Consider the following 18,227-nt stretch of genomic DNA (forward strand, 5'->3'; position numbering starts at 1 on the left):
GACGAAAAATGACTAAATGACCAAAATAGTCATTTTGAATCATAAACTTTGCTTGATTAATTTTTAACAAATAGAGAAGGTGGGTATTTTATGAATGTCATTCATTTGATTGTTGCGGAACTGAAAGCTATTGCTGCAAAACCGCACAATATTGTGGTAATGCTTGCAGTAATGTGTGTTCCGCTGCTTTATGCAGGCATGTTCCTTTACGGATTTTGGGATGCGTTTGGAAAGACAGGAAATCTTCCGGTGGCTGTAGTGAACCAAGACAGTGGTGCAAAGATTGCAGGGAAGCAATTGAACGCAGGAAACGACCTTATAAAGAAGCTCAAAAAGAACAATGAATTCGATTGGAAGTTTGTGAGTGAAAAAGAAGCTCAATATGGATTCAGCCACAATCATTACTTTATGACAGTTCGCATTCCTGCTTCATTTTCAAAAAATGCGACAACCTTGGCAGACAAGAAAATGAAACCTGCCAATCTGCACTATCGGATTAATGCAGATTATAACTTCATTGCATCCCGAATGGCAGATATGGGGATAAAAGAGTTAAAAACGCGTGTTGCAAACGAAATTACAAAAACCTATGCCAAATCAATGTATACACAACTTAATAAACTGACGAGCGGGCTTAGTGATGCTGCAAAAGGATCGCGTACCCTTGCAAAGGGGAGCAAAAGTGAAGTTGCCGGACTAAAAACATTAAAAAGTGGCTTTAAACAATTAATGACAGGTACAAATCAATTAACTGACGGTTCAACCCAGATCGCCAGTGGTGCTTCAGCATTGAATGACGGTGCACAGAAGCTTAATGATGGTGTGAAGCAGTACACGAATGTTGTGAACGGCCAAATTGTACCAGGCTCCGGTCAGCTTGCTTCCGGACTGAATCAATTAAATAGCGGGATTCAAAAGCAGAATCTCGGGTCTAACATCAGTAGCTTAAATAGTGGCATGCAAGAATTTAATACAATTATTCAAGGCTTGCCTAATCAGATTAATCGTTCTATAAATCCTGCAGCAGTGGGAGTAGCTGCGAAACAGCAAATTACCGGAAATAGAAACACTATTGAGAAATCTGCTCAACAACAAATTGCCAGTAACCAGTCGGCGATAGAAAATGGTGCGAAGCAACAAATTGCGAGCAATAAAACAACTATTGAAAATGGAGCACTTCAACAGGTTACCAGTAACCAAACAGCTATAGAAGCTTCATCTTCAGCAATTGTCTCGGCTACTAAAACGGAAATTGAAAATGCAGCTCTTAATCAAGCAGGAGATATTAAAGCACAATCTGATTTAGCTGCGCGTCAGATAACAGAGTCAATTAACAGTGCTCTTAAGACTCAACTACCAACTCAAATTACAGAAGCGATTTCATCAGATCTGCAGAAATCAGTGGAAGACACAATTAAAAAGACGGCTGTTAGCACTGCTCAACAGATCGCACCTTCGGTAGCATACTTAACAGCTCAACAAATTGCACCGCAAACGGCGTTCTCGACGGCGCAGCAAATCGCACCACAGACAGCCTATACAACAGCCCAACAAATCGCACCGCAAACCGCTTTTTCAACAGCCCAGCAAGTCGCTCAGCAGACGGCTTCAACTACAGCAGCGCAAATAAAAAGCGGAGTGGTGAGCAGTCTTCAACAGAGAGATCCGAGTTCAGGAGAAACATTGACTTCTGCATCTCAGCAATTGAGTAATGGAACGGCACAACTAGCAGGAAACAATGGTATTCCTCTCATTATTTCTAGTGTGAATCAGGCTGCACAGGGTGCCCAGTCATTAAACAGCGGTGTCAATCTGCTAAACAGCAATTCCGCTAGTCTTGCCAGCGGATCTGCCTCGTTAGCGAGCGGCACATCAACGCTGGCTGATGGTGCTAGCTCATTAGTTACAGGTGTACAGTCATTATCAGATGGAACAAAGCAGATGCAAACGGGCACGAATCAGCTTGCAGACGGCGCTCAGAAAATTTATGATGGCAACACGAAATTGGGAGACAATCTTACCAATGCGCATAATCAGCTTGCCAAGACGCCGACAAACAACGCGCATGCGTCTAAGTTTGCGCAGCCTGTAACCTCGATTGACGGCTCTCATCAGTCGGTAAATACATTTGGTTCTGGTTTTGCACCATATTTTATTTCACTAGGTCTTTATGTCGGCGCATTGCTTCTGACGATCATCTATGATCTTGGTAAACCAGCAGGACTGGCGACTGCAGGATGGAACATCGCGCTCAGCAAGTTCTTCATAACAATCCTGATGTCTGTCGGTCAGGCGCTGCTCATCGATATTGTCGTCTTAAAAGGGCTCGGCCTTCAAGTTGACCATCCATGGACCTTCGTCGCATTTACACTGTTAACCAGTATGAGTTACATGGCGGTTATTCAATGGCTTGCCGGATCGTTCAATAACGAAGGACGCTTCATTGCGATCGTCATCTTGATCTTCCAGCTGGTGACAAGTGGAGGTGCCTATGCGATCGAATTGATACCAAAATGGCTGCAGTCCGTATCACATATTCTGCCAATGACTTATAGTGTTAATGGATTCAGAAACATTATCGATGGTCACCAGCATCAACTGTTCGAACAGAACGTTTCGATTTTGTTACTCTTTATCGTTGGCGGCCTTCTTCTGAGCGTTATCACGTTTTCGGTAAAATTCCACTTAACCAATAAAGACAAGAAGACAGGTCGCTATTCAGAAAATATACCGGCTGAATAATAAATTGTGCACAGAAAAACCAGGCTGAGGACATCCCTCAGTCTGGTTTTTCGTCTTAATGAGCGTGCTATAGAACATATAATTGCATTTATCGATGAATCCGGGCACCCAAGGCACTGCTTCATTTCGGCATTAAAAAGCCGAGTTTTCTCAGTTGGCGACCTTTATAAATTCTCAGTACGGCCGATATAAGCAATTTTAAAGACACCATTTTCGAAAATCACTTTCGTGACGCTGGTATTCTCAATGGCGGACACATGAATTTTCTCTTCAGAAAGCATGTAGATCAGACAGCTGATATAAAGGCCATGGCTGACAGCCAGAAAGGTCTCTTCTTTAGCGTGAGCGAAGACGCTCAATATAGCGTTGATTCGCGTTTTTACATCATCATAACTCTCGGCTAAGCCGGTCGTATCCAATTCCTTCAATGCTGCCAGTGCTCTGATTTTAATTTCATCTGGTGAATCGCCGCGAAGTTCAGGTATATTCATTTCCTCGCTCACACGTCCCCATGCTTCGTCATTCGGATCACCTTCAAACATGCCGAAGCTTACTTCACGCAGGTTTTTGGTTTCTATTGGCGAAAGATCTGGGTTTGCGGAATTGTCCAGTATTAGCCTAGATGTCCGCCTCGTTCTGCCTAGATCACTTGTGTAAGCTGCATCAAACGAAATATTTTGTGCTTTAAAGACCGCACCTAATTCGGCAGCCTTCTGCTCGCCAATATCAGTCAGTGGTGTATCCGAAATGCCCTGTACCTTCCAAAGATGATTAAATAATGTCCGTCCATGTCTCACAAAATAAATGGTCTTCATCGAAATCCTCCCAAAAGCTGTGTTTGCACCGTCCCTGAAGTTCAATCACCTTTAGATTAGCGTAAATATGCAGCAGTTGTAAAGTGAAGAACGTATAAAATGTCGAAAGAAGGAGCCCATTCAATACAGCATCCTGTCGCTAGACGGATAACAATAAGGGAATTAAGATTAAGGAGAGAGACCGTAACTATAAGAAAGAAGGGATTTGAAATGATCTATTTAAACAATCGTGATCTGCTTGATCAGACACTTAATTTTGCTCTTGAAGAATACGCACTGAATTATCTGGATATCAACGAAACATATTTAATGTTCTATCGAATGGCGCCAACTGTCATTGTCGGACGAAATCAGAATACTGCGGAAGAATTGAATATGGATTACATTATGAACCACGATGTTACGGTGACACGCCGCTTGTCCGGTGGCGGAGCAGTCTACAATGATCCGGGCAATCTGAGTTTCAGTTTCATTGCTAAGGATGATGGGGATAGTTTTAACAACTACAGAAAGTTTACAGAGCCAGTTATTCGAGCTCTTCACCATATGGGTGTTGATGCCAAACTTGAGGGACGTAATGATCTGACGGTAGAAGGGAAGAAAATTTCCGGTAACGCTCAATTTGTCACGCAGGGAAGAATCTTCAGCCATGGAACTTTGCTCTTTGATGTGAATTTAGACAATGTCTCCAAAGCACTTAACCCTGACCCGGCAAAATACGAATCGAAAGGGATTAAATCGGTGCGCAGCCGCGTCACCAACATTCGTGAACATCTGACGGAAGATATGGATATTCAGCAGTTTAAGTCACAGCTTCTTCATTATATTTTCGAAGGTGAAGAACATGTACCCGAATACAGACTGACGGATGAAGACTGGATCAATATCATCAATATTGCGAAAAAAAGGTACCGTAATTGGGATTGGGTGTATGGAAAATCTCCTGAATTTAACGTGCATAAAGCACGCCGTTTCCCTGGTGGACGTCTCGATCTTCGTCTGAATGTCAAAAAGGGAGCCATTGAACAACTCTCAATCTTTGGTGATTTCTTTGGAGTTGGAGACGTTCAGGAATTTGAAAAACAGTTAATTGGGACAAAATATGATCCGAGCGCAATTGCTGAGAAAGTGAGCTCAATGGATTGCCATTACTATTTTGGGAAAATTAGTGAGGAAGAGCTGCTGTCGACCTTTTTCTAATCCTATTTTACTGAATTGGAATATGCTTGTTCTAAACCTGTGAAACGCGGACTAAATTGATAATAGCCCGTCCCTGGAAGTGAAGACGGACAATCTTTTTTGATGTGTTAGAGGGGGGTCCTTCTTGAAGAAAAAAACGATTTGGTGGTTTATTGTTTTGTACGCCATCTATCTGTTAGCAATGGCTGCATATTTTTTCGTTTGGTCAAAATCGATGATACCTGCAGATGCGAAAGGAACCGCAGCAGATCCCTCCTTGTTTATGAACAAGCAACAGCTGGCTGAAAGCGGTGTGTTTAACGCTTGGCGTCATTTTCTTTCGTTTGCGGAGATTCCGCTGGAATGGGCGGTTTATCTGTTTGTGCTGATTAGCGGTGTTTCACATTGGATTAAACGTTATTCTGAACGGATCTCACCACTTTTTATCGTACAGATGTTTTTGTGCTATGTCACACTCTCTCTAATTCTGGCTATTGTGTTTCTCCCGGTGGACTTTGCATCACATCAGCTGTCAGTGCACTATGGAATATCAGTGCAGCCGTTTTCGGATTGGCTGAAAGATCAGGGAATAAGTGTTGCCGTCAATACACTGATTGGGTTTATCGCGATTTTCGCTGTGTTTTTCCTGATCCGTAGATATCCGAAGAGATGGTGGTTTCCGGCATGGCTGCTCTCGATTCCATTCATCCTATTTATCATGTATCTACAGCCCGTCGTGATTGATCCTTTGTATAACCATTTTCAGAGCCTTCAGGATGGTGAATTAAAGAAAGAAATCCTTCACTTGGCTTCAAATGCGGGAATCCCGGCACATAATGTCTATGAAGTTGATATGTCGAACGAAACAAATGCAATGAATGCTTATGTGAATGGCATCGGGTCGCATCTGCGCATTGTACTTTGGGACACAACAGTTAAAAAGCTCAGTCATTCCGAAGTCCTTTTTGTGATGGCGCATGAAATGGGGCACTATGTCATGCATCATATCATCTGGGGAACGGCAGCCGCTTTACTTGGGTTGCTTGTAACCCTCTGGATTGCGGCGAAAATTCATCTGTGGATTGCCGTCCGGTGGGGAACTCGGCTCAACTTGTCGCATCCTGGAGACCTAACCGCTTTGCCAATCCTTTTATTAGTACTGTCCCTCCTATCGTTTGCGGGCGAGCCGGCCCAAAATGCGGTATCTCGCCATTTCGAGCGTCAGGCGGACCAATACGCGATTGAAATGACACAAAACAAGCAAGCGGCGATTTCTTCTTTTCAGAAATTATCTGCCTCCAGCTTGAGCGAAATGAATCCTCCCGCATTAGTGAAATGGATTCAGTACGATCATCCATCGATGCTCGAAAGAATTAATTACTTGGAGCATGTAAAATTGGATAAGTGAAATGCTCGCTCCAAAACATAAATATTCGTTTTTTTTATGAAGTACGCTCTCTTCTTTACGGATTATGCTAAACTAAGTAAATGTTGAAAGCATAACCAAGAGAAATAATTTATGGCTTTTCCATCACACATAGTAAAAGAATTGGGGCATTAATAATGGCAAATGAAAAAAAGACTGTCGCAGTGTTATACGGCGGAAAATCTACAGAATATGAAATATCGTTGCTTACGGCTTTTTCGGTAATCAATGCGATTGATTTGGAGAAATATAGAGTACTTCCCGTATATATCCGACAGGATGGCCGCTGGATTGCAGGCGGAGAGATTAATGGGAAATTAGCGTATAAAGACCAATTGTTGCTCAAGGAAGATACAACTGTTGAAGCTGCAGCAGAACACTGGCTCGCACCGTCAGCGCCAACAAGTGCAGGAACAAGGCCGGATATCGTTTTTCCATTGCTCCATGGACCAAATGGTGAAGACGGCACAGTTCAGGGCCTGTTTGAATTGTTGAATATTGCTTATGTCGGATCGGGTGTAGCAGGCTCCAGTGTAGGAATGGATAAAGTACTGATGAAAGATGTCTTTGCAGCGCACAACATTCCAGGACCGAACTATCTATCAATTTCACGCTTTGAATGGGAGAATGATGCTCCCTCAATGATTCTTAAGGTCAAAAATTCAATTGGCTATCCTTGCTTTGTTAAACCAGCAAATGGTGGTTCAAGCGTGGGAATCAGTAAATGCGTGAGCGAAACAGAACTTTCGTCTGCAATTACTGATGCCTTTTTATACGACACGAAAGTAATTATTGAAGAAGGAATCAGCGGTCGTGAGGTCGAAATCGGAGTGATCGGAAACCATGATCTTTCTGTATCAGTTCCGGGTGAGATCATTACGAAAAACGCAGCGTTTTACGATTATCAATCGAAATATCAGGAGGGTGAGAGCACTCTTGTGATCCCGGCGGATCTATCTGATAAAGTGAAAGCTGAGTTAGAAGAGACGGCAAAACGTGCATTTACTGCTTTGAACCTTTCAGGACTCGCACGTGTTGATGTTTTTGTCCGAGAAAAAGATCAACGTGTTATTGTGAATGAAGTCAACACAATGCCGGGCTTCACACAGTTCAGCATGTTTCCGCTGCTTTGGCAGCACACGGGTCTTCCTTATCAGAGATTGATTGAGAAACTGATAGACCTTGGTATTGAAAAGCATAACGAGAAGCAGCAGATCCATTATCGTATTGATGGCTGATTCCTCAAATGAATAAACAAACAAAGCACCGATGACTCTGAGTCATCGGTGCTTTGTTATAGAATAATCTATTTGAAAAGCCGGACTTTTCAAATAATATATATTAGTAGAATTGCTTTCACGGCTCTTCATCTTTAATGAAGAATCGTGATTGTCATCGTTCTGCGCCCGAAATTAAATGCCTGATCCTTCGTTGGAAGATGGACATCAATACGATTTCCTTTGATCGCTCCACCTGTATCTCCAGCGACATATACGCCATATCCGGGAATCATTACTTTCGATCCGAGTGGGATGACACTAGGATCGACGGCAACGACTTTTGCGTTTGGGTTACTGCTGAAATCAATACCTGTCGCAGAGCGCCCGTTAAGCGAATAACTGGTCGCTTCTACAGTAAGCGATTGACCTGATTGAGTGCTCGTATTAGGCTGATAAGATGTATTTTGCACTTGAGGCTGCTGCTGCGGCGTGTTTTCTTTGGCACGTTCTGCTGCTTTTTTAGCTGCTTCTTTAGCAGCTTTCTTTGCCGCTTCTTCCGCTATTTTTTTTGCTCTAGCTTCCGCAGCTTTGCGTGCTTTTTCTTCTGCATCTTTCTTTTCCTGAACTTTGATTTCTACCGCTTTTTCCTGATAATCTTTTGCTTCTTCCGTATTACGGTAGACAGTATAGAGTGCGGTCTTTGTTTCTGGACCTACAACGCCATTATCCGTGATTTGACGGTCTGACTGAAAGGCATCGACTGCTTCAAAGGTTTGGTCGTTGAAGTTCCCGTCGATTTGCCCATCGTAATAGCCAAGTTTCTGAAGTTCATCCTGAAGCTTCGCTACAGTTGGTCCTGAATCACCTTGCTGAAGCAAACTATTTCCGAAAATTATGTTGATCTCCTGATTGTCTGTTTGACTGGATGGAGTGTTCGGCGCAAAACCAATTGCCTGGGTTGTGTGTTCAGGATCTTCACTTTTCATGATGTGATTATCATTTGTACTGCTCGTCTTGGCGAATACAATGGTCGTCGGTGTCAATACTCCGAGACACACGGTCAAGCTCGTCACTGCCGTCAGCCTTTTAATGATATTCATTAAGTAGAAAACCTCCTTAGGTGATCAAGCCATGTTTAAAACATAGCTAACATCCAAGGGCTATTCTAAGCGTTGAATATCTCATACATGTTTTAACAACATTACAGTTGTGTAACATGAGAACACCTTTTTATATTTTGTCAATACATTTTTCGCTAATTTTATTGAGAATTTTCATGGTTTTTAATGGGAAAGAAGGGGTTGGATCATATGTGAATGAAAAGATATGGTGAAACTTGTCCTAATCTGCTAAAATTCACAGATTTTGCGACAGGAAGCCTTTTCATTTATACTTTAGTAAAGTATAAAATTTATAAAAAAAAAGGGAATAAGTGCATCATTTTCGAATTCATGAGCAGTGGTAAATGGTTTGAAAACGATATAGAGACCTTACAATAGGAGGAAATTATGGAGCCAAAAAGAGCAAGAGAATCGCTTTCGGTCACATCTGTTCATGTGCTACCTAATGATACGAACAATCACGGCACTTTTTTCGGCGGCAAACTCATGATGTATGTGGATAATATTGCAGCCATCTCGGCGACACGTCATGCTCGAAGTCTAGTCGTCACCGCTTCGATTGATTCGGTTGATTTTCTCCGGCCAATTTTTGCCGGATCATCTGTTTGCCTTGAAGCATTTGTGACATGGAGCCACCATACTTCTATGGAGGTTTTCGTAAAAATCATTGATGAAAATATGACCACGGGAGAGCGAAATTTGTGCACAACTTGCTTTCTGACCTTTGTGGCGATTAATGAAAACAGTCAACCAATTCCTGTACCAAAAGTAATTCCGGAAAACGAGGAAGAGCAGCTGCTCTACAGCAGTGCGGAAAAACGTTATTTGAATCGAAAAACACGTAGACAGGAGACGAAGCAATTTACTTCGAAACTGACATTAAGGAAACCATGGGAATAAATGATGCGCAGTGTCCACACAAATTTGTGCACGCTGCATAACATGTAGTGTTGGGCAAGGGACATAGGCTCAATAGATTGCGAACGAAAGGGCGAGTGACGGTATGGGTGCACTTAGCGGCGGAAACAACAGCAGCTTTGCGTTAATCGTTGTTCTGTTCATTTTGTTGATTATTGTGGGTACGGCCTTCGTGCATTAATGGCTGTATACACTGATAATGATTGAACGAGAAACACCCGCAGGCAACTCCTGCGGGTGTTTTTAAATGAATTATTTTATGGATAATCAGGCAGCCACACGTTTGTGGATAAAATGTTTCAATCGAGCGCTGACCGGAATCATGATCAGAGTGAGTGCTGCTCCTTTAAGGAGATTAAACGGCATGATGCCGTAAACAATGAGTGTCAGCAAACTATGAATGCTCTTGTTAGCGGATTGAGCCATACCTACTGCAGTGTCAACGCTTAGACCCAAGAAGAGCGCGTAGCCTGGGAAAATCAGGTAATAGTTGACAATGGACATAATAACAGTCATGATCACTGTTGCGGTCACCATCCCAAGCAGAAGAGACAGAACAGTGGGTTTGCGGCGATAGAAAGCCCAAGATACTAAAATAAATAGTGAACCTGCAACAAAGTTGGCAAATTCGCCAATCGGGACAACGGTCAGGGAACCGGTGAGCAGGACGTGCAGGATATTTTTAATAGCCTCAATTGCAATTCCAGCACCAGGACCAAGGATTAACGTACCGATGATTGCCGGCAGATCACTGAAGTCCATGGTTAGAAAGACAGGGAAAAGCGGAATTGGGAAAGCAATCAACATAATCAAAAAACCAAGTGCAGCAAGCAGTGAAATCAGAACCAATTTCTTTAATGGTGAAGCGTTCATACAAATACCCCCATGAAATATAGTAGTGGGGATCATGCGCAGCGTGATTCGCCTCAAATGAGCAGGCTATTCATACATCTTTCCAGGATCTTCATATTCAGATCACATTAAGAAAGCCCAAGAGAAGGTTCCCTTGGGCTCAACAAAATCCGCGCACTAAAAGCGCAACGAAAAGAATGCACAGAATACAAAAAACACTGTCACATCATCCTTCTTCCATCCAGACTTTACTGTCGGTCCCGGTTTCGCACCGGATCTGCCTTGCGGCTTGCGGACTCTGGTTAACACCAATACCGCCGGTCGGGAATTTCACCCTGCCCTGAAGGAACATCATATTCAGTTAACAAAGTGATTATACAACATCTCACAACGCACAACAACATTTTTGTCTTTGATGCACTAGTACTTGGAAAAAGCAGATACAGATAGATCTTAATTTACATAAAGTAATCAAGCACTAGACCAAGAGACAGAAGGATGCCGAATAAGGTTTGCATTTGTGCTGTCGCTTTCATCGCAGGCATAAGCTGAATCGCCTTTGTTTTCTTTCTAAACAGCGTAGTGGCTTGAATCGCTTTAGGCAGGCTGGCAAAAACGATGAGCATCCAGGCAGATTCCACCCCTAAAATCATGAGGCCGATGATCCAAACATAGGAAAAGATAAATAAACTGGCGAGCACATTGATCGCTTTCGGCCGTCCAAGCAAGATGGGAAGGGTGCGGCGCCCTTTTTCCTTGTCCCCAGATAAATCGCGGATATTATTTGCCATGTTAATCCCACCTACTAAAATGCCAATCGGTATGGAAATGAGCACACAATTCAAGGTGAGTGTTCCGGTCTGGATGAAAAAGGAGATCCAAATAATGAATACGCCCATGAACAGGCCGGAAACCAGTTCCCCAAATGGTGTGTAAGCAATTGGATAAGGACCTCCGGAATAGAGATATCCGGTAAGAATACAGATTGAACCAGCTAGTGCAATCCACCAACTGCTGTTTGCGCAGATAAACACGCCAATTAACATGGCAACAAAACAAAGAGTGAACGCGAGCCTAAGAATCGTTTTCGGATGGAACCCATCCCGCACAATACTGCCGCCTATGCCCACAGACTCCGCATTATCCAAGCCCCTTTTAAAGTCGAAGTATTCATTAAACAGATTGGTTGCTATCTGAATCAGCATCGAAGCAACCAACATTGCAGTAAATAGTCCGAAGTTCGGTGTTTTCAGCGGTAAGACGAGTGCTGTACCTAGCGCGACTGGAACGAAAGATGCGGATAATGTATGCGGACGCAGCATTTGCCACCATTTTTTTAATCCTGTATTTCTTTTTGGTGTTTTTTCCCCCATTTGATATCTCTCCCACTTTTAGTTATGCTGAACAACTTGGCTGAATTCAGAGTTTCATAGAATTAATATTAGGCTGATTGGTAATTGTCACGAATTCGACATGATTTTCATTCTCAGTGTATGGAATTCAATCGCCCGTGTCAACATGGGGTGCCTGGTAAAAGTATCATGAGGAAATGGGTTCCGATTTTTCTAGCAAAGGACACTATTTTTTAAATGGAAAAGTGAAATTTGTTCAGGATTTTGATCATTTAATGTGGGAGAGAGATTGCATACTCACGTGAGATTGAAAGTAGAAGAGGGGTGTTGAAATACGTGAATGAAGGCTTTAAACGGATTTATTACTGTGCTGTCTGGGTGTTTTCCTGGATTGCAGAGGAGGTACGGGAGAAGCGGGTGTTAAGAAGGCTCTTGAGGGAATCGCACTCAGTACCGGTTAGCGTCACACCTCGACCCATTTTTTTCTTGTCGGGTGCCCAACTCCGAATATCATACTTTGCTTCGCGTTCATTCCAACTGACTAGATTAAGTTCTTTCGTCCAACCGCTGTTTTCTGTTGCGATCACACCAAAATGCTCGACAATGTTGAAACTAACTTCTGAATTAGAATCTGCCATAAGAATAATCACCTCAAGTTTTAATTTGAACAAATGTTCTGATAACATTTTATATGCAAACAGACGTTCTGTCAACGAATGACTTTTAAATAATGTAAAAAATACATGCTCTTTAAATCAATGGTCACAAATTTGCTATAATTTACAAGTAAGGTTATTTATGGCGATCGGTCATGGGAATGGAGGGAATGGAATGCTCAAATATACAATAGCTTTTTTAAAATATGAAGATAAAGTACTTATGATTAACAGGCAAAAATCACCGTGGCAAGGTGCGTGGAATGGAATTGGTGGTAAACTTGAAGCGGGAGAGTCCCCTACAAACTGCATCATCCGCGAGGTATGGGAAGAGACCGGAATCCGGATCAATGATCCTGTTTTTCGCGGTCTTGTCACGTGGAATCCGGATCATGAACCAGCTCAAGGTATGTACGTTTTCGTTGCGAATGTGCAACCGGAAGAACTGATCAATTTGCCCCGAGCGACAAGAGAAGGCATTTTGGAACTAAAATCCGTCTCATGGCTTCTCTCTGAGGATAATTTCGGAACGGTCCCAACTTTGCGCTTCTTTATGGAAAAAGTACTTGATGTGCGTCATGAACAGCCGGCAGACTATCATTGCACGTTCAATGGCGACGATTTGGTTCACACAGAAATCCGAAACCTTCCTGAGATGACGACTTTTGAATTAATGGAGCAAAAATAGGAAAAGCAGCATGAGACAGGCGAAAATACCCAAATAATATAAAATCCAGAAATCAAAGCCCATCATCCCTGTAAGTGTTGTTGCAAGCATTGAGGCAATGCCGGCCAATATGAGCATAATGCTTAAGGTAGTAAAAAAACGGTTCAGGCTATTGATTCTTCGAGCAATGAAGTGCGGCAAAGCAGCTTTTTTTCTTTGAGAAAGCAGCACTAACCCGCAAATAAGCAAAAAGATTCCAAGTAACATCCACAGATTCATAAAAAGACATCAACCTTTTCTCCAAAATCACTTATCTTTCATTATACATAAGCAATTAGAAAAAAGGCTGCAGAATCAAAAATTATTCTAGTCTGCATTTACATGAAAAAACGAACTTGGCAATTATCATTAACCAGGTTCGTTTTTTGTATAAAAGCAACTGTTTTTTTTGCCGAAACAAATGGCGAATTCTCTAATGATCAATGTGTATGAGCAGGCTGTTGCTCTTCGTTAGGAAGGTCCGCCGTGCAGTGCGCACATTTTGTTGCCTTGACCGGGATGGATGAAAAGCAGTAAGGGCATGTTTTCGAGGATGGTGCAGCAGGTTTTTTCAAGGTTGTTTTGTTCAATACTCTTATGGCGAAGAAGATAACTACAGATATGATTAGAAAATTAATGACATGATTAATAAAAATACCATAATTAATGGTTGGCGCACCCGCTTTTTGCGCAGCTGCAAGGCTGCTGTAGGCATGCCCGGACAAATTAAGATACAGACTGCTGAAATCTACTTTGCCAAGTAACAAACCAATCGGCGGCATTACAATGTCTTTGACAAGGGAATTAACGATTTGTCCAAATGCCGCACCAATGATAACTGCCACAGCAAGATCAATGACGTTGCCGCGTGCCAGAAATTTTTTAAATTCATTTACTACTTTCATGAGCGCCCTCCTTTATAATGATGACAAGATTTAAACAAAATCATAGCATTTTCGACCTTACTTTTAAAGGCGAAACATTTTTGAATTTTGGCTAGAGTAAAAACAAATCATTCGGAGCATGCTACACTCAGGAGGTTGATTCGGGTGAAGTATGGAAAACTGATCTATGTGATCTGTGCCATTCTCGTGTTGACAATGGTTACCTATGAAAACCAATCTGAGATGAGAGCAAGTGCCAAAAACAGTAAAAGCGAAAAATTGATTGTTTCGCTCATTAATGCAAAAAATGAAGAAATGGGCACGGCAGTTCTGACAGAAACATCCAGAGGTGTCCGCATTGAATTGGAAGCAGAGGGATTAAGGCCAGGCATCCATGCCATTCATTTTCATGAGTATGGTAGCTGTACACCTCCAGACTTCATGTCGGCCGGAGCGCATTTCAATCCGGATCATAAAAAGCATGGGCTGAAGAATCCTCTTGGTCCACACGCAGGCGATATGCAAAATATTTTTGCAGATAGTCATGGTCGCGTTAAGACCGTTCTCTTTGATCCTCGAGTCACTCTTCAAGAAGGAAAACCCAACTCACTCCGGGATGCAGATGGATCTGCTTTGATTATTCATGAAAAAGGGGATGATCAGACAACAGAGCCGTCCGGCAACTCAGGAGGCAGAATCCTTTGCGGGGTGATCAAGTGACCCTGCTTTAGTGATTAATCTCATTCGATAAGGGGTTTTTTGTCACAAAGCAATAAAAAAAACAAAAAAGAACCGGAGAAGCAAGGTGCATGCAGGATGCTGATTTCAGCATCACTGAAATGCACAACCATTTCCTCTGGTTCTTTATTATTATTGTGAGTGCTTTGTCTTATTCAGCAAGTAATGAAAGACCGCCATCTACAGTGATTGTTTGACCGCGAATCATAAACGCGGCAGGTGTGCAAAGGAAATATACCGCTTCAGCAAGATCCTCCGGTTCGACAATGCGTCCTGCAGGGTTGTGTTTGGCTGCTTTTTCAAGCAATTCCTCACGATTCGGAAAATGCTTGAGTGCGTCCGTATCGACTGCGCCACCGGAAACGGTATTAACGGTAATCTTCATTGGTGCGAGTTCAACGGCAAGATAGCGTGTGATTGCTTCAACGGCAGCTTTCGAAACGCCGACGACTACATAATTTGGCAACGCACGTACAGCACCCAAGCTTGACAAGGCGACAATATGCCCTCCGCCTGTCTTGCTCATTAATTTCGCAGCTTTTTGCGCTGCAAACAAATAAGCTTTTGCATTAATGTCCTGTGTCCAATCCCAGTGCTTCTCTTGAATATCCATGATCGGTCTCTGTACGCCGGAAGCAGCATTACTGATAAAGGCGTCGAGTCTGCCAAATGCTGTTTCAACAGCCTCAAACAGCTGGTCGATTTGATCGAGTTCGCCGATGTTCGCTTTTACGATGTGAACTGCGACACCATATTTATTTTCAATATCAAGCTTTGTTTGTTCTGCGTTTGAACTTTTTCGTGCATAGTTCAGGACGAGATTGTATCCATTTTGTGCGAATTTCTCAGCAATCGCTTTGCCGATGCCACGTGTTCCGCCAGTGATTAAAGCTACTTTATTTTCCATATTGGTCTCCTTTAGCAAATGACTGAATCCAGTACAAAAACAAACTGCATCCAGTATATCAAAATGTTCAAAAAAAGGACAAGAAAAAAATGATCAAGCTTTTTACCCAAAAATGATCTTTTGGTTATTATAGGGTATGATAATTTTAGTAAAGCTTTTGTGATTGAAGGAGGATCGATTCCATGATTATTGTTTATTTAAGTCTTGTGCTGGTTGTTGCCTCAATCATTGTGTTTGTCATTTCCGCAGCGAATACGTTAAAACTCATGAACGGATCACTTGCAAAGATTTCAAAAACAGGTGCAAAACTGCGTCGTCAGTCGGAAGAAATTATCAGTGAAAAAAATGAATTGACGCGTAATTATTCTCTAATTCAACTGGATATCTCTAAAAATAAGGATAAAGTGCAGGAAACCGTGAGACAAGCAGGGCAATCGGTACTGCTTGCTCAAGTTGCGTTCTGCAAAGGCAAGGCGTTGCTTAAAAAGGATTCTGAAGATTAATTCCCTGCAACAAATTTTGGATCAATGACAATTTGAACATTACCTTTCACTGCTTTAGCAATAACACAGTCTTGTTCGGCCTTATGGATACAGACAATCAAATGTTCTTGCAGAAGATTGGTGAGTGGAACGGACAAATAGATAATTGGAAAATGGGTGACTTTTTCAACGTGAAGGCCACCTTTTTTAGTCACAAGTGCCTCGGTACGGATTTCGATGTGATCATATGCGATTGCCTCTTTTTTCAGCCGGATACCTAGTGTGATCATGTAGCAAGATGCTAGTGCACTGATTAGTAATTCGTCCGGGTTGGTACCAGTGCCTCGACCAGACATAGAAGAATCAACAGAAATTGTGGTGTGCAAGCCATTGGTTTGGATCTGTCCTTCGCCGTCCCAGGAACCCTTCCATTCGCCATGCAATTCAAATTGAAAATCTGTCATAAACATCGCCCCCTTTGGTATATATAGGGTAAAAGAAAGGACATGCGTTTAACGTTATCGTAGCATAGTTCATGCAGGTAGCGGCGGAAAAATGCTTGCGTTTTTGGGGGGATAAGCATGAAGCTGCAACAGAGCAGCAGAAAATCTATGATTCTATGGCTGTGGCTGACACTCACGTGTGTATTTATCTTTCTTGTTTTAGTATTGGCTATTCGGCAGCCATCTGTTCAGGCAATTGATAATCGACTGATCCAGTTGCTTGATCCGATCAGGAAACCGGCGGTCATTGCTTTTTTTACAAAATTCACCGATTTTGGATCAAGTAATTTCCTAAATCCGTTAATTGTTTTATTCATGATCTATCTTTTATTCAGGAAAAAAATACTTGCATTCATTTTATTACCGGCTGTTTATTTGTTGGAACGAGGCGCGAATGAGATTTTAAAAAATTGGGTCATGAGAGATCGTCCGGATCTTCCGCATCTTGTGCATGCAACAGGTTTCAGTTTTCCAAGTGGTCACGCGATGAATGCGTCGTCGGTTTACGGCATGCTGATTCTACTTATTTTGCCGCTGATCAGGAAACAATGGGCGCGTTATGTTTGGGTAGCTATTAACCTGACGATGATTCTGCTAATTGGGTTCAGTCGGCCTTTTTTGCGCGTACATTACTTTACAGACATATGGGCGGGCTATTTCGCGGGCGTCTTTTTTGTCGCATTGTCGGCGATTACTCTTATTTTTGTATATAATAGAAAGCGTTGATACTAAATCACACTGAAAGCATAAGGACGGAGGATTTTAATGAAAAAAGGTTCTATTACAATGGAAAATGGACAAGTGATTACCATTGATTTTTTTCCAGAAGCAGCACCAAATACAGTTGTGAACTTTGAGAAACTGGCGAATTCAGGTTTTTATGATGGGGTAACTTTCCACCGTGTAATCCCAGGATTTGTCAGCCAGGGCGGCGACCCGACCGGCACCGGAATGGGTGACGCCGGTTATACCATTAAATGTGAGACAGATGGAAATCCACATAAACATATTGCCGGAGCGTTGTCGATGGCGCATGCCGGACGTGATACCGGCTCCTGCCAATTTTTCATTGTTCATGAACCACAGCCGCATTTGGATGGCGTTCACACGGTTTTTGGACAAGTCACAAGTGGGCTGGACACCGTCCTTGCGATGAGAAACGGCGATGTGATGAAAGAAGTTAAAGTCTGGGACGAAGAATAATTCGGGAGGCGCTTTCTAATGCCAATCAGTAATGTAGGTCTTCAAATCCTGCCTTTTTCAAAAGAAAAGGATACGTATGATTTGGTCGATGAAGCTATTAAAGTGATTCAGCAATCCGGGGTTAAGTATGAAGTCACAGCACTTGAAACTATTCTTGAAGGCGAACTCGATGAATTACTTGATGTGGTGAAAAAAACCGTGTACGCGACTGTTGAAGCAGGCGCCGATGAAGTGGCGGCGGAGGTCAAAATCCATTTTCGACCCCAAGGCACCTCGATCGAGGAAAAAGTAGGGAAATATCGGAAATAAATGCATTGATTTTTAAAATATAGAAACCCTACAGAGAAAGTGAATTTCTCTGTGGGGTTTTTTAAACAAAATAAACAATTGAAAATCGTGATGAAGATATTGCTAATAACGAAAGCACAGTAAAGAGGAACGAACGTTCCCTGTGTGATATAATAATTTCAACGATCAATTACGAATTATCCGCAACGTTTGACGCGAGACATATAAAGCTAAT

Annotated in this window: 21 protein-coding genes and 1 riboswitch; of the genes, 12 read left to right on the forward strand and 9 right to left on the reverse strand. The window is 42.4% G+C overall.

The features are described from left to right. Nucleotides 1-90 precede the first annotated feature (90 nt). A complete protein-coding gene (locus P343_RS23400) occupies nucleotides 91-2,742 on the forward strand; it encodes a YhgE/Pip domain-containing protein (protein WP_023509167.1) in 2,652 nt (883 codons plus the stop codon). A 164-nt stretch (nucleotides 2,743-2,906) separates the two neighbouring features. Here P343_RS23400 and P343_RS23405 read toward each other — a convergent pair whose 3' ends face one another. After that, entirely contained in the window at nucleotides 2,907-3,557 is a 651-nt protein-coding gene (locus P343_RS23405; RefSeq protein ID WP_023509168.1) for a histidine phosphatase family protein, read from the reverse strand. A gap of 210 nt (nucleotides 3,558-3,767) precedes the next feature. On the opposite strand from P343_RS23405, the gene P343_RS23410 reads away from it, so the two are divergent. The 3 genes from P343_RS23410 (at nucleotide 3,768) to P343_RS23420 (ending at nucleotide 7,400) form a co-directional block, all read left to right on the forward strand. Continuing rightward, nucleotides 3,768-4,757: a lipoate--protein ligase gene (locus tag P343_RS23410; protein WP_023509169.1), complete on the forward strand. Its 990-nt coding sequence runs from the start codon at nucleotides 3,768-3,770 to the stop codon at nucleotides 4,755-4,757. A 124-nt stretch (nucleotides 4,758-4,881) separates the two neighbouring features. Then, nucleotides 4,882-6,144, forward strand: coding sequence for a M48 family metallopeptidase (locus P343_RS23415; RefSeq protein WP_023509170.1), 1,263 nt, complete (start codon nucleotides 4,882-4,884; stop codon nucleotides 6,142-6,144). A 155-nt stretch (nucleotides 6,145-6,299) separates the two neighbouring features. Next, a complete protein-coding gene (locus P343_RS23420; protein ID WP_023509171.1) occupies nucleotides 6,300-7,400 on the forward strand; it encodes a D-alanine--D-alanine ligase in 1,101 nt (366 codons plus the stop codon). Nucleotides 7,401-7,534: 134 nt separating this feature from the next. Here the strand turns inward: P343_RS23420 and P343_RS23425 are convergent, their stop codons facing one another. After that, the gene (locus P343_RS23425) at nucleotides 7,535-8,482 is read right to left on the reverse strand and encodes a 3D domain-containing protein (RefSeq protein ID WP_023509172.1); all 948 of its coding nucleotides are present in this window, start codon (nucleotides 8,480-8,482) and stop codon (nucleotides 7,535-7,537) included. Nucleotides 8,483-8,890: 408 nt separating this feature from the next. On the opposite strand from P343_RS23425, the gene P343_RS23435 reads away from it, so the two are divergent. Together P343_RS23435 and P343_RS36645 are read left to right on the forward strand one after the other, a co-directional pair. Then, complete coding sequence (locus P343_RS23435) at nucleotides 8,891-9,403, forward strand: acyl-CoA thioesterase (protein ID WP_023509174.1); 513 nt, start codon at nucleotides 8,891-8,893, stop codon at nucleotides 9,401-9,403. Nucleotides 9,404-9,506: 103 nt separating this feature from the next. Next, the gene (locus P343_RS36645) at nucleotides 9,507-9,602 is read left to right on the forward strand and encodes a YjcZ family sporulation protein (protein ID WP_023509175.1); all 96 of its coding nucleotides are present in this window, start codon (nucleotides 9,507-9,509) and stop codon (nucleotides 9,600-9,602) included. Between the two features lie 86 nt (nucleotides 9,603-9,688). Here P343_RS36645 and P343_RS23440 read toward each other — a convergent pair whose 3' ends face one another. The 3 genes from P343_RS23440 to P343_RS23450 form a co-directional block, all read right to left on the reverse strand. Further along, on the reverse strand, nucleotides 9,689-10,294 hold the full coding sequence (locus tag P343_RS23440) for an ECF transporter S component (protein ID WP_023509176.1): 606 nt from the start codon (nucleotides 10,292-10,294) through the stop codon (nucleotides 9,689-9,691). Nucleotides 10,295-10,498: 204 nt separating this feature from the next. Next, nucleotides 10,499-10,625: riboswitch (FMN riboswitch) on the reverse strand. A gap of 106 nt (nucleotides 10,626-10,731) precedes the next feature. Beyond that, nucleotides 10,732-11,646 (reverse strand): 1,4-dihydroxy-2-naphthoate polyprenyltransferase, encoded by a 915-nt coding sequence (locus P343_RS23445; protein WP_023509177.1) that lies wholly within the window; start codon nucleotides 11,644-11,646, stop codon nucleotides 10,732-10,734. A gap of 341 nt (nucleotides 11,647-11,987) precedes the next feature. After that, nucleotides 11,988-12,263 (reverse strand): YdbC family protein, encoded by a 276-nt coding sequence (locus P343_RS23450; protein WP_023509178.1) that lies wholly within the window; start codon nucleotides 12,261-12,263, stop codon nucleotides 11,988-11,990. 193 nt (nucleotides 12,264-12,456) lie between these two features. Between P343_RS23450 and P343_RS23455 the strand changes: the two genes are divergently transcribed. Continuing rightward, nucleotides 12,457-12,969: an NUDIX hydrolase gene (locus tag P343_RS23455; RefSeq protein ID WP_023509179.1), complete on the forward strand. Its 513-nt coding sequence runs from the start codon at nucleotides 12,457-12,459 to the stop codon at nucleotides 12,967-12,969. Here the strand turns inward: P343_RS23455 and P343_RS23460 are convergent. Then, nucleotides 12,952-13,227, reverse strand: a complete 276-nt coding sequence (locus P343_RS23460) for a hypothetical protein (RefSeq protein WP_023509180.1) — start codon at nucleotides 13,225-13,227, stop codon at nucleotides 12,952-12,954. The genes P343_RS23455 and P343_RS23460 overlap by 18 nt on opposite strands. 200 nt (nucleotides 13,228-13,427) lie before the next feature. Further along, the gene (gene mscL, locus P343_RS23465; RefSeq protein ID WP_023509181.1) at nucleotides 13,428-13,892 is read right to left on the reverse strand and encodes a large conductance mechanosensitive channel protein MscL; all 465 of its coding nucleotides are present in this window, start codon (nucleotides 13,890-13,892) and stop codon (nucleotides 13,428-13,430) included. Between the two features lie 144 nt (nucleotides 13,893-14,036). Between mscL and P343_RS23470 the strand changes: the two genes are divergently transcribed. After that, the gene (locus P343_RS23470) at nucleotides 14,037-14,591 is read left to right on the forward strand and encodes a superoxide dismutase family protein (RefSeq protein ID WP_023509182.1); all 555 of its coding nucleotides are present in this window, start codon (nucleotides 14,037-14,039) and stop codon (nucleotides 14,589-14,591) included. Nucleotides 14,592-14,760: 169 nt separating this feature from the next. Here P343_RS23470 and fabL read toward each other — a convergent pair whose 3' ends face one another. After that, on the reverse strand, nucleotides 14,761-15,516 hold the full coding sequence (gene fabL, locus P343_RS23475; RefSeq protein ID WP_023509183.1) for an enoyl-[acyl-carrier-protein] reductase FabL: 756 nt from the start codon (nucleotides 15,514-15,516) through the stop codon (nucleotides 14,761-14,763). A 182-nt stretch (nucleotides 15,517-15,698) separates the two neighbouring features. Here fabL and P343_RS23480 point away from each other — a divergent pair, with 182 nt between their 5' ends. After that, a complete protein-coding gene (locus P343_RS23480) occupies nucleotides 15,699-16,019 on the forward strand; it encodes a hypothetical protein (RefSeq protein WP_023509184.1) in 321 nt (106 codons plus the stop codon). Here P343_RS23480 and P343_RS23485 read toward each other — a convergent pair. Beyond that, nucleotides 16,016-16,462: an OsmC family protein gene (locus tag P343_RS23485; RefSeq protein ID WP_023509185.1), complete on the reverse strand. Its 447-nt coding sequence runs from the start codon at nucleotides 16,460-16,462 to the stop codon at nucleotides 16,016-16,018. The genes P343_RS23480 and P343_RS23485 overlap by 4 nt on opposite strands. 117 nt (nucleotides 16,463-16,579) lie before the next feature. Between P343_RS23485 and P343_RS23490 the strand changes: the two genes are divergently transcribed. From P343_RS23490 to P343_RS23500, 3 genes are read left to right on the forward strand one after another with little or no spacing between them, the layout of a single operon-like run. After that, the gene (locus P343_RS23490) at nucleotides 16,580-17,227 is read left to right on the forward strand and encodes a phosphatase PAP2 family protein (RefSeq protein WP_023509186.1); all 648 of its coding nucleotides are present in this window, start codon (nucleotides 16,580-16,582) and stop codon (nucleotides 17,225-17,227) included. A gap of 39 nt (nucleotides 17,228-17,266) precedes the next feature. Then, a complete protein-coding gene (locus tag P343_RS23495; RefSeq protein ID WP_023509187.1) occupies nucleotides 17,267-17,704 on the forward strand; it encodes a peptidylprolyl isomerase in 438 nt (145 codons plus the stop codon). A gap of 18 nt (nucleotides 17,705-17,722) precedes the next feature. Beyond that, the gene (locus tag P343_RS23500; protein WP_023509188.1) at nucleotides 17,723-18,013 is read left to right on the forward strand and encodes a thiamine-binding protein; all 291 of its coding nucleotides are present in this window, start codon (nucleotides 17,723-17,725) and stop codon (nucleotides 18,011-18,013) included. The last annotated feature ends 214 nt before the right edge of the window (nucleotides 18,014-18,227 follow it).

Source organism: Sporolactobacillus laevolacticus DSM 442 (genome assembly GCF_000497245.1).
Classification (GTDB): Bacteria; Bacillota; Bacilli; order Bacillales; family Sporolactobacillaceae; genus Sporolactobacillus; species Sporolactobacillus laevolacticus.

Coding starts and splice junctions, on each gene's coding strand:
- P343_RS23450 (WP_023509178.1), bottom strand. CDS start 12,263: ATGGCAGATTCTAATTCAGAAGTTAGTTTCAACATTGTCGAGCATTTT.
- P343_RS23420 (WP_023509171.1), top strand. CDS start 6,300: ATGGCAAATGAAAAAAAGACTGTCGCAGTGTTATACGGCGGAAAATCT.
- P343_RS23440 (WP_023509176.1), bottom strand. CDS start 10,294: ATGAACGCTTCACCATTAAAGAAATTGGTTCTGATTTCACTGCTTGCT.
- P343_RS23425 (WP_023509172.1), bottom strand. CDS start 8,482: ATGAATATCATTAAAAGGCTGACGGCAGTGACGAGCTTGACCGTGTGT.
- P343_RS23480 (WP_023509184.1), top strand. CDS start 15,699: ATGATTATTGTTTATTTAAGTCTTGTGCTGGTTGTTGCCTCAATCATT.
- P343_RS23455 (WP_023509179.1), top strand. CDS start 12,457: ATGCTCAAATATACAATAGCTTTTTTAAAATATGAAGATAAAGTACTT.
- P343_RS23460 (WP_023509180.1), bottom strand. CDS start 13,227: ATGAATCTGTGGATGTTACTTGGAATCTTTTTGCTTATTTGCGGGTTA.
- P343_RS23400 (WP_023509167.1), top strand. CDS start 91: ATGAATGTCATTCATTTGATTGTTGCGGAACTGAAAGCTATTGCTGCA.
- P343_RS36645 (WP_023509175.1), top strand. CDS start 9,507: ATGGGTGCACTTAGCGGCGGAAACAACAGCAGCTTTGCGTTAATCGTT.
- mscL (WP_023509181.1), bottom strand. CDS start 13,892: ATGAAAGTAGTAAATGAATTTAAAAAATTTCTGGCACGCGGCAACGTC.
- P343_RS23410 (WP_023509169.1), top strand. CDS start 3,768: ATGATCTATTTAAACAATCGTGATCTGCTTGATCAGACACTTAATTTT.
- fabL (WP_023509183.1), bottom strand. CDS start 15,516: ATGGAAAATAAAGTAGCTTTAATCACTGGCGGAACACGTGGCATCGGC.
- P343_RS23435 (WP_023509174.1), top strand. CDS start 8,891: ATGGAGCCAAAAAGAGCAAGAGAATCGCTTTCGGTCACATCTGTTCAT.
- P343_RS23500 (WP_023509188.1), top strand. CDS start 17,723: ATGCCAATCAGTAATGTAGGTCTTCAAATCCTGCCTTTTTCAAAAGAA.
- P343_RS23490 (WP_023509186.1), top strand. CDS start 16,580: ATGAAGCTGCAACAGAGCAGCAGAAAATCTATGATTCTATGGCTGTGG.
- P343_RS23445 (WP_023509177.1), bottom strand. CDS start 11,646: ATGGGGGAAAAAACACCAAAAAGAAATACAGGATTAAAAAAATGGTGG.
- P343_RS23405 (WP_023509168.1), bottom strand. CDS start 3,557: ATGAAGACCATTTATTTTGTGAGACATGGACGGACATTATTTAATCAT.
- P343_RS23495 (WP_023509187.1), top strand. CDS start 17,267: ATGAAAAAAGGTTCTATTACAATGGAAAATGGACAAGTGATTACCATT.
- P343_RS23485 (WP_023509185.1), bottom strand. CDS start 16,462: ATGACAGATTTTCAATTTGAATTGCATGGCGAATGGAAGGGTTCCTGG.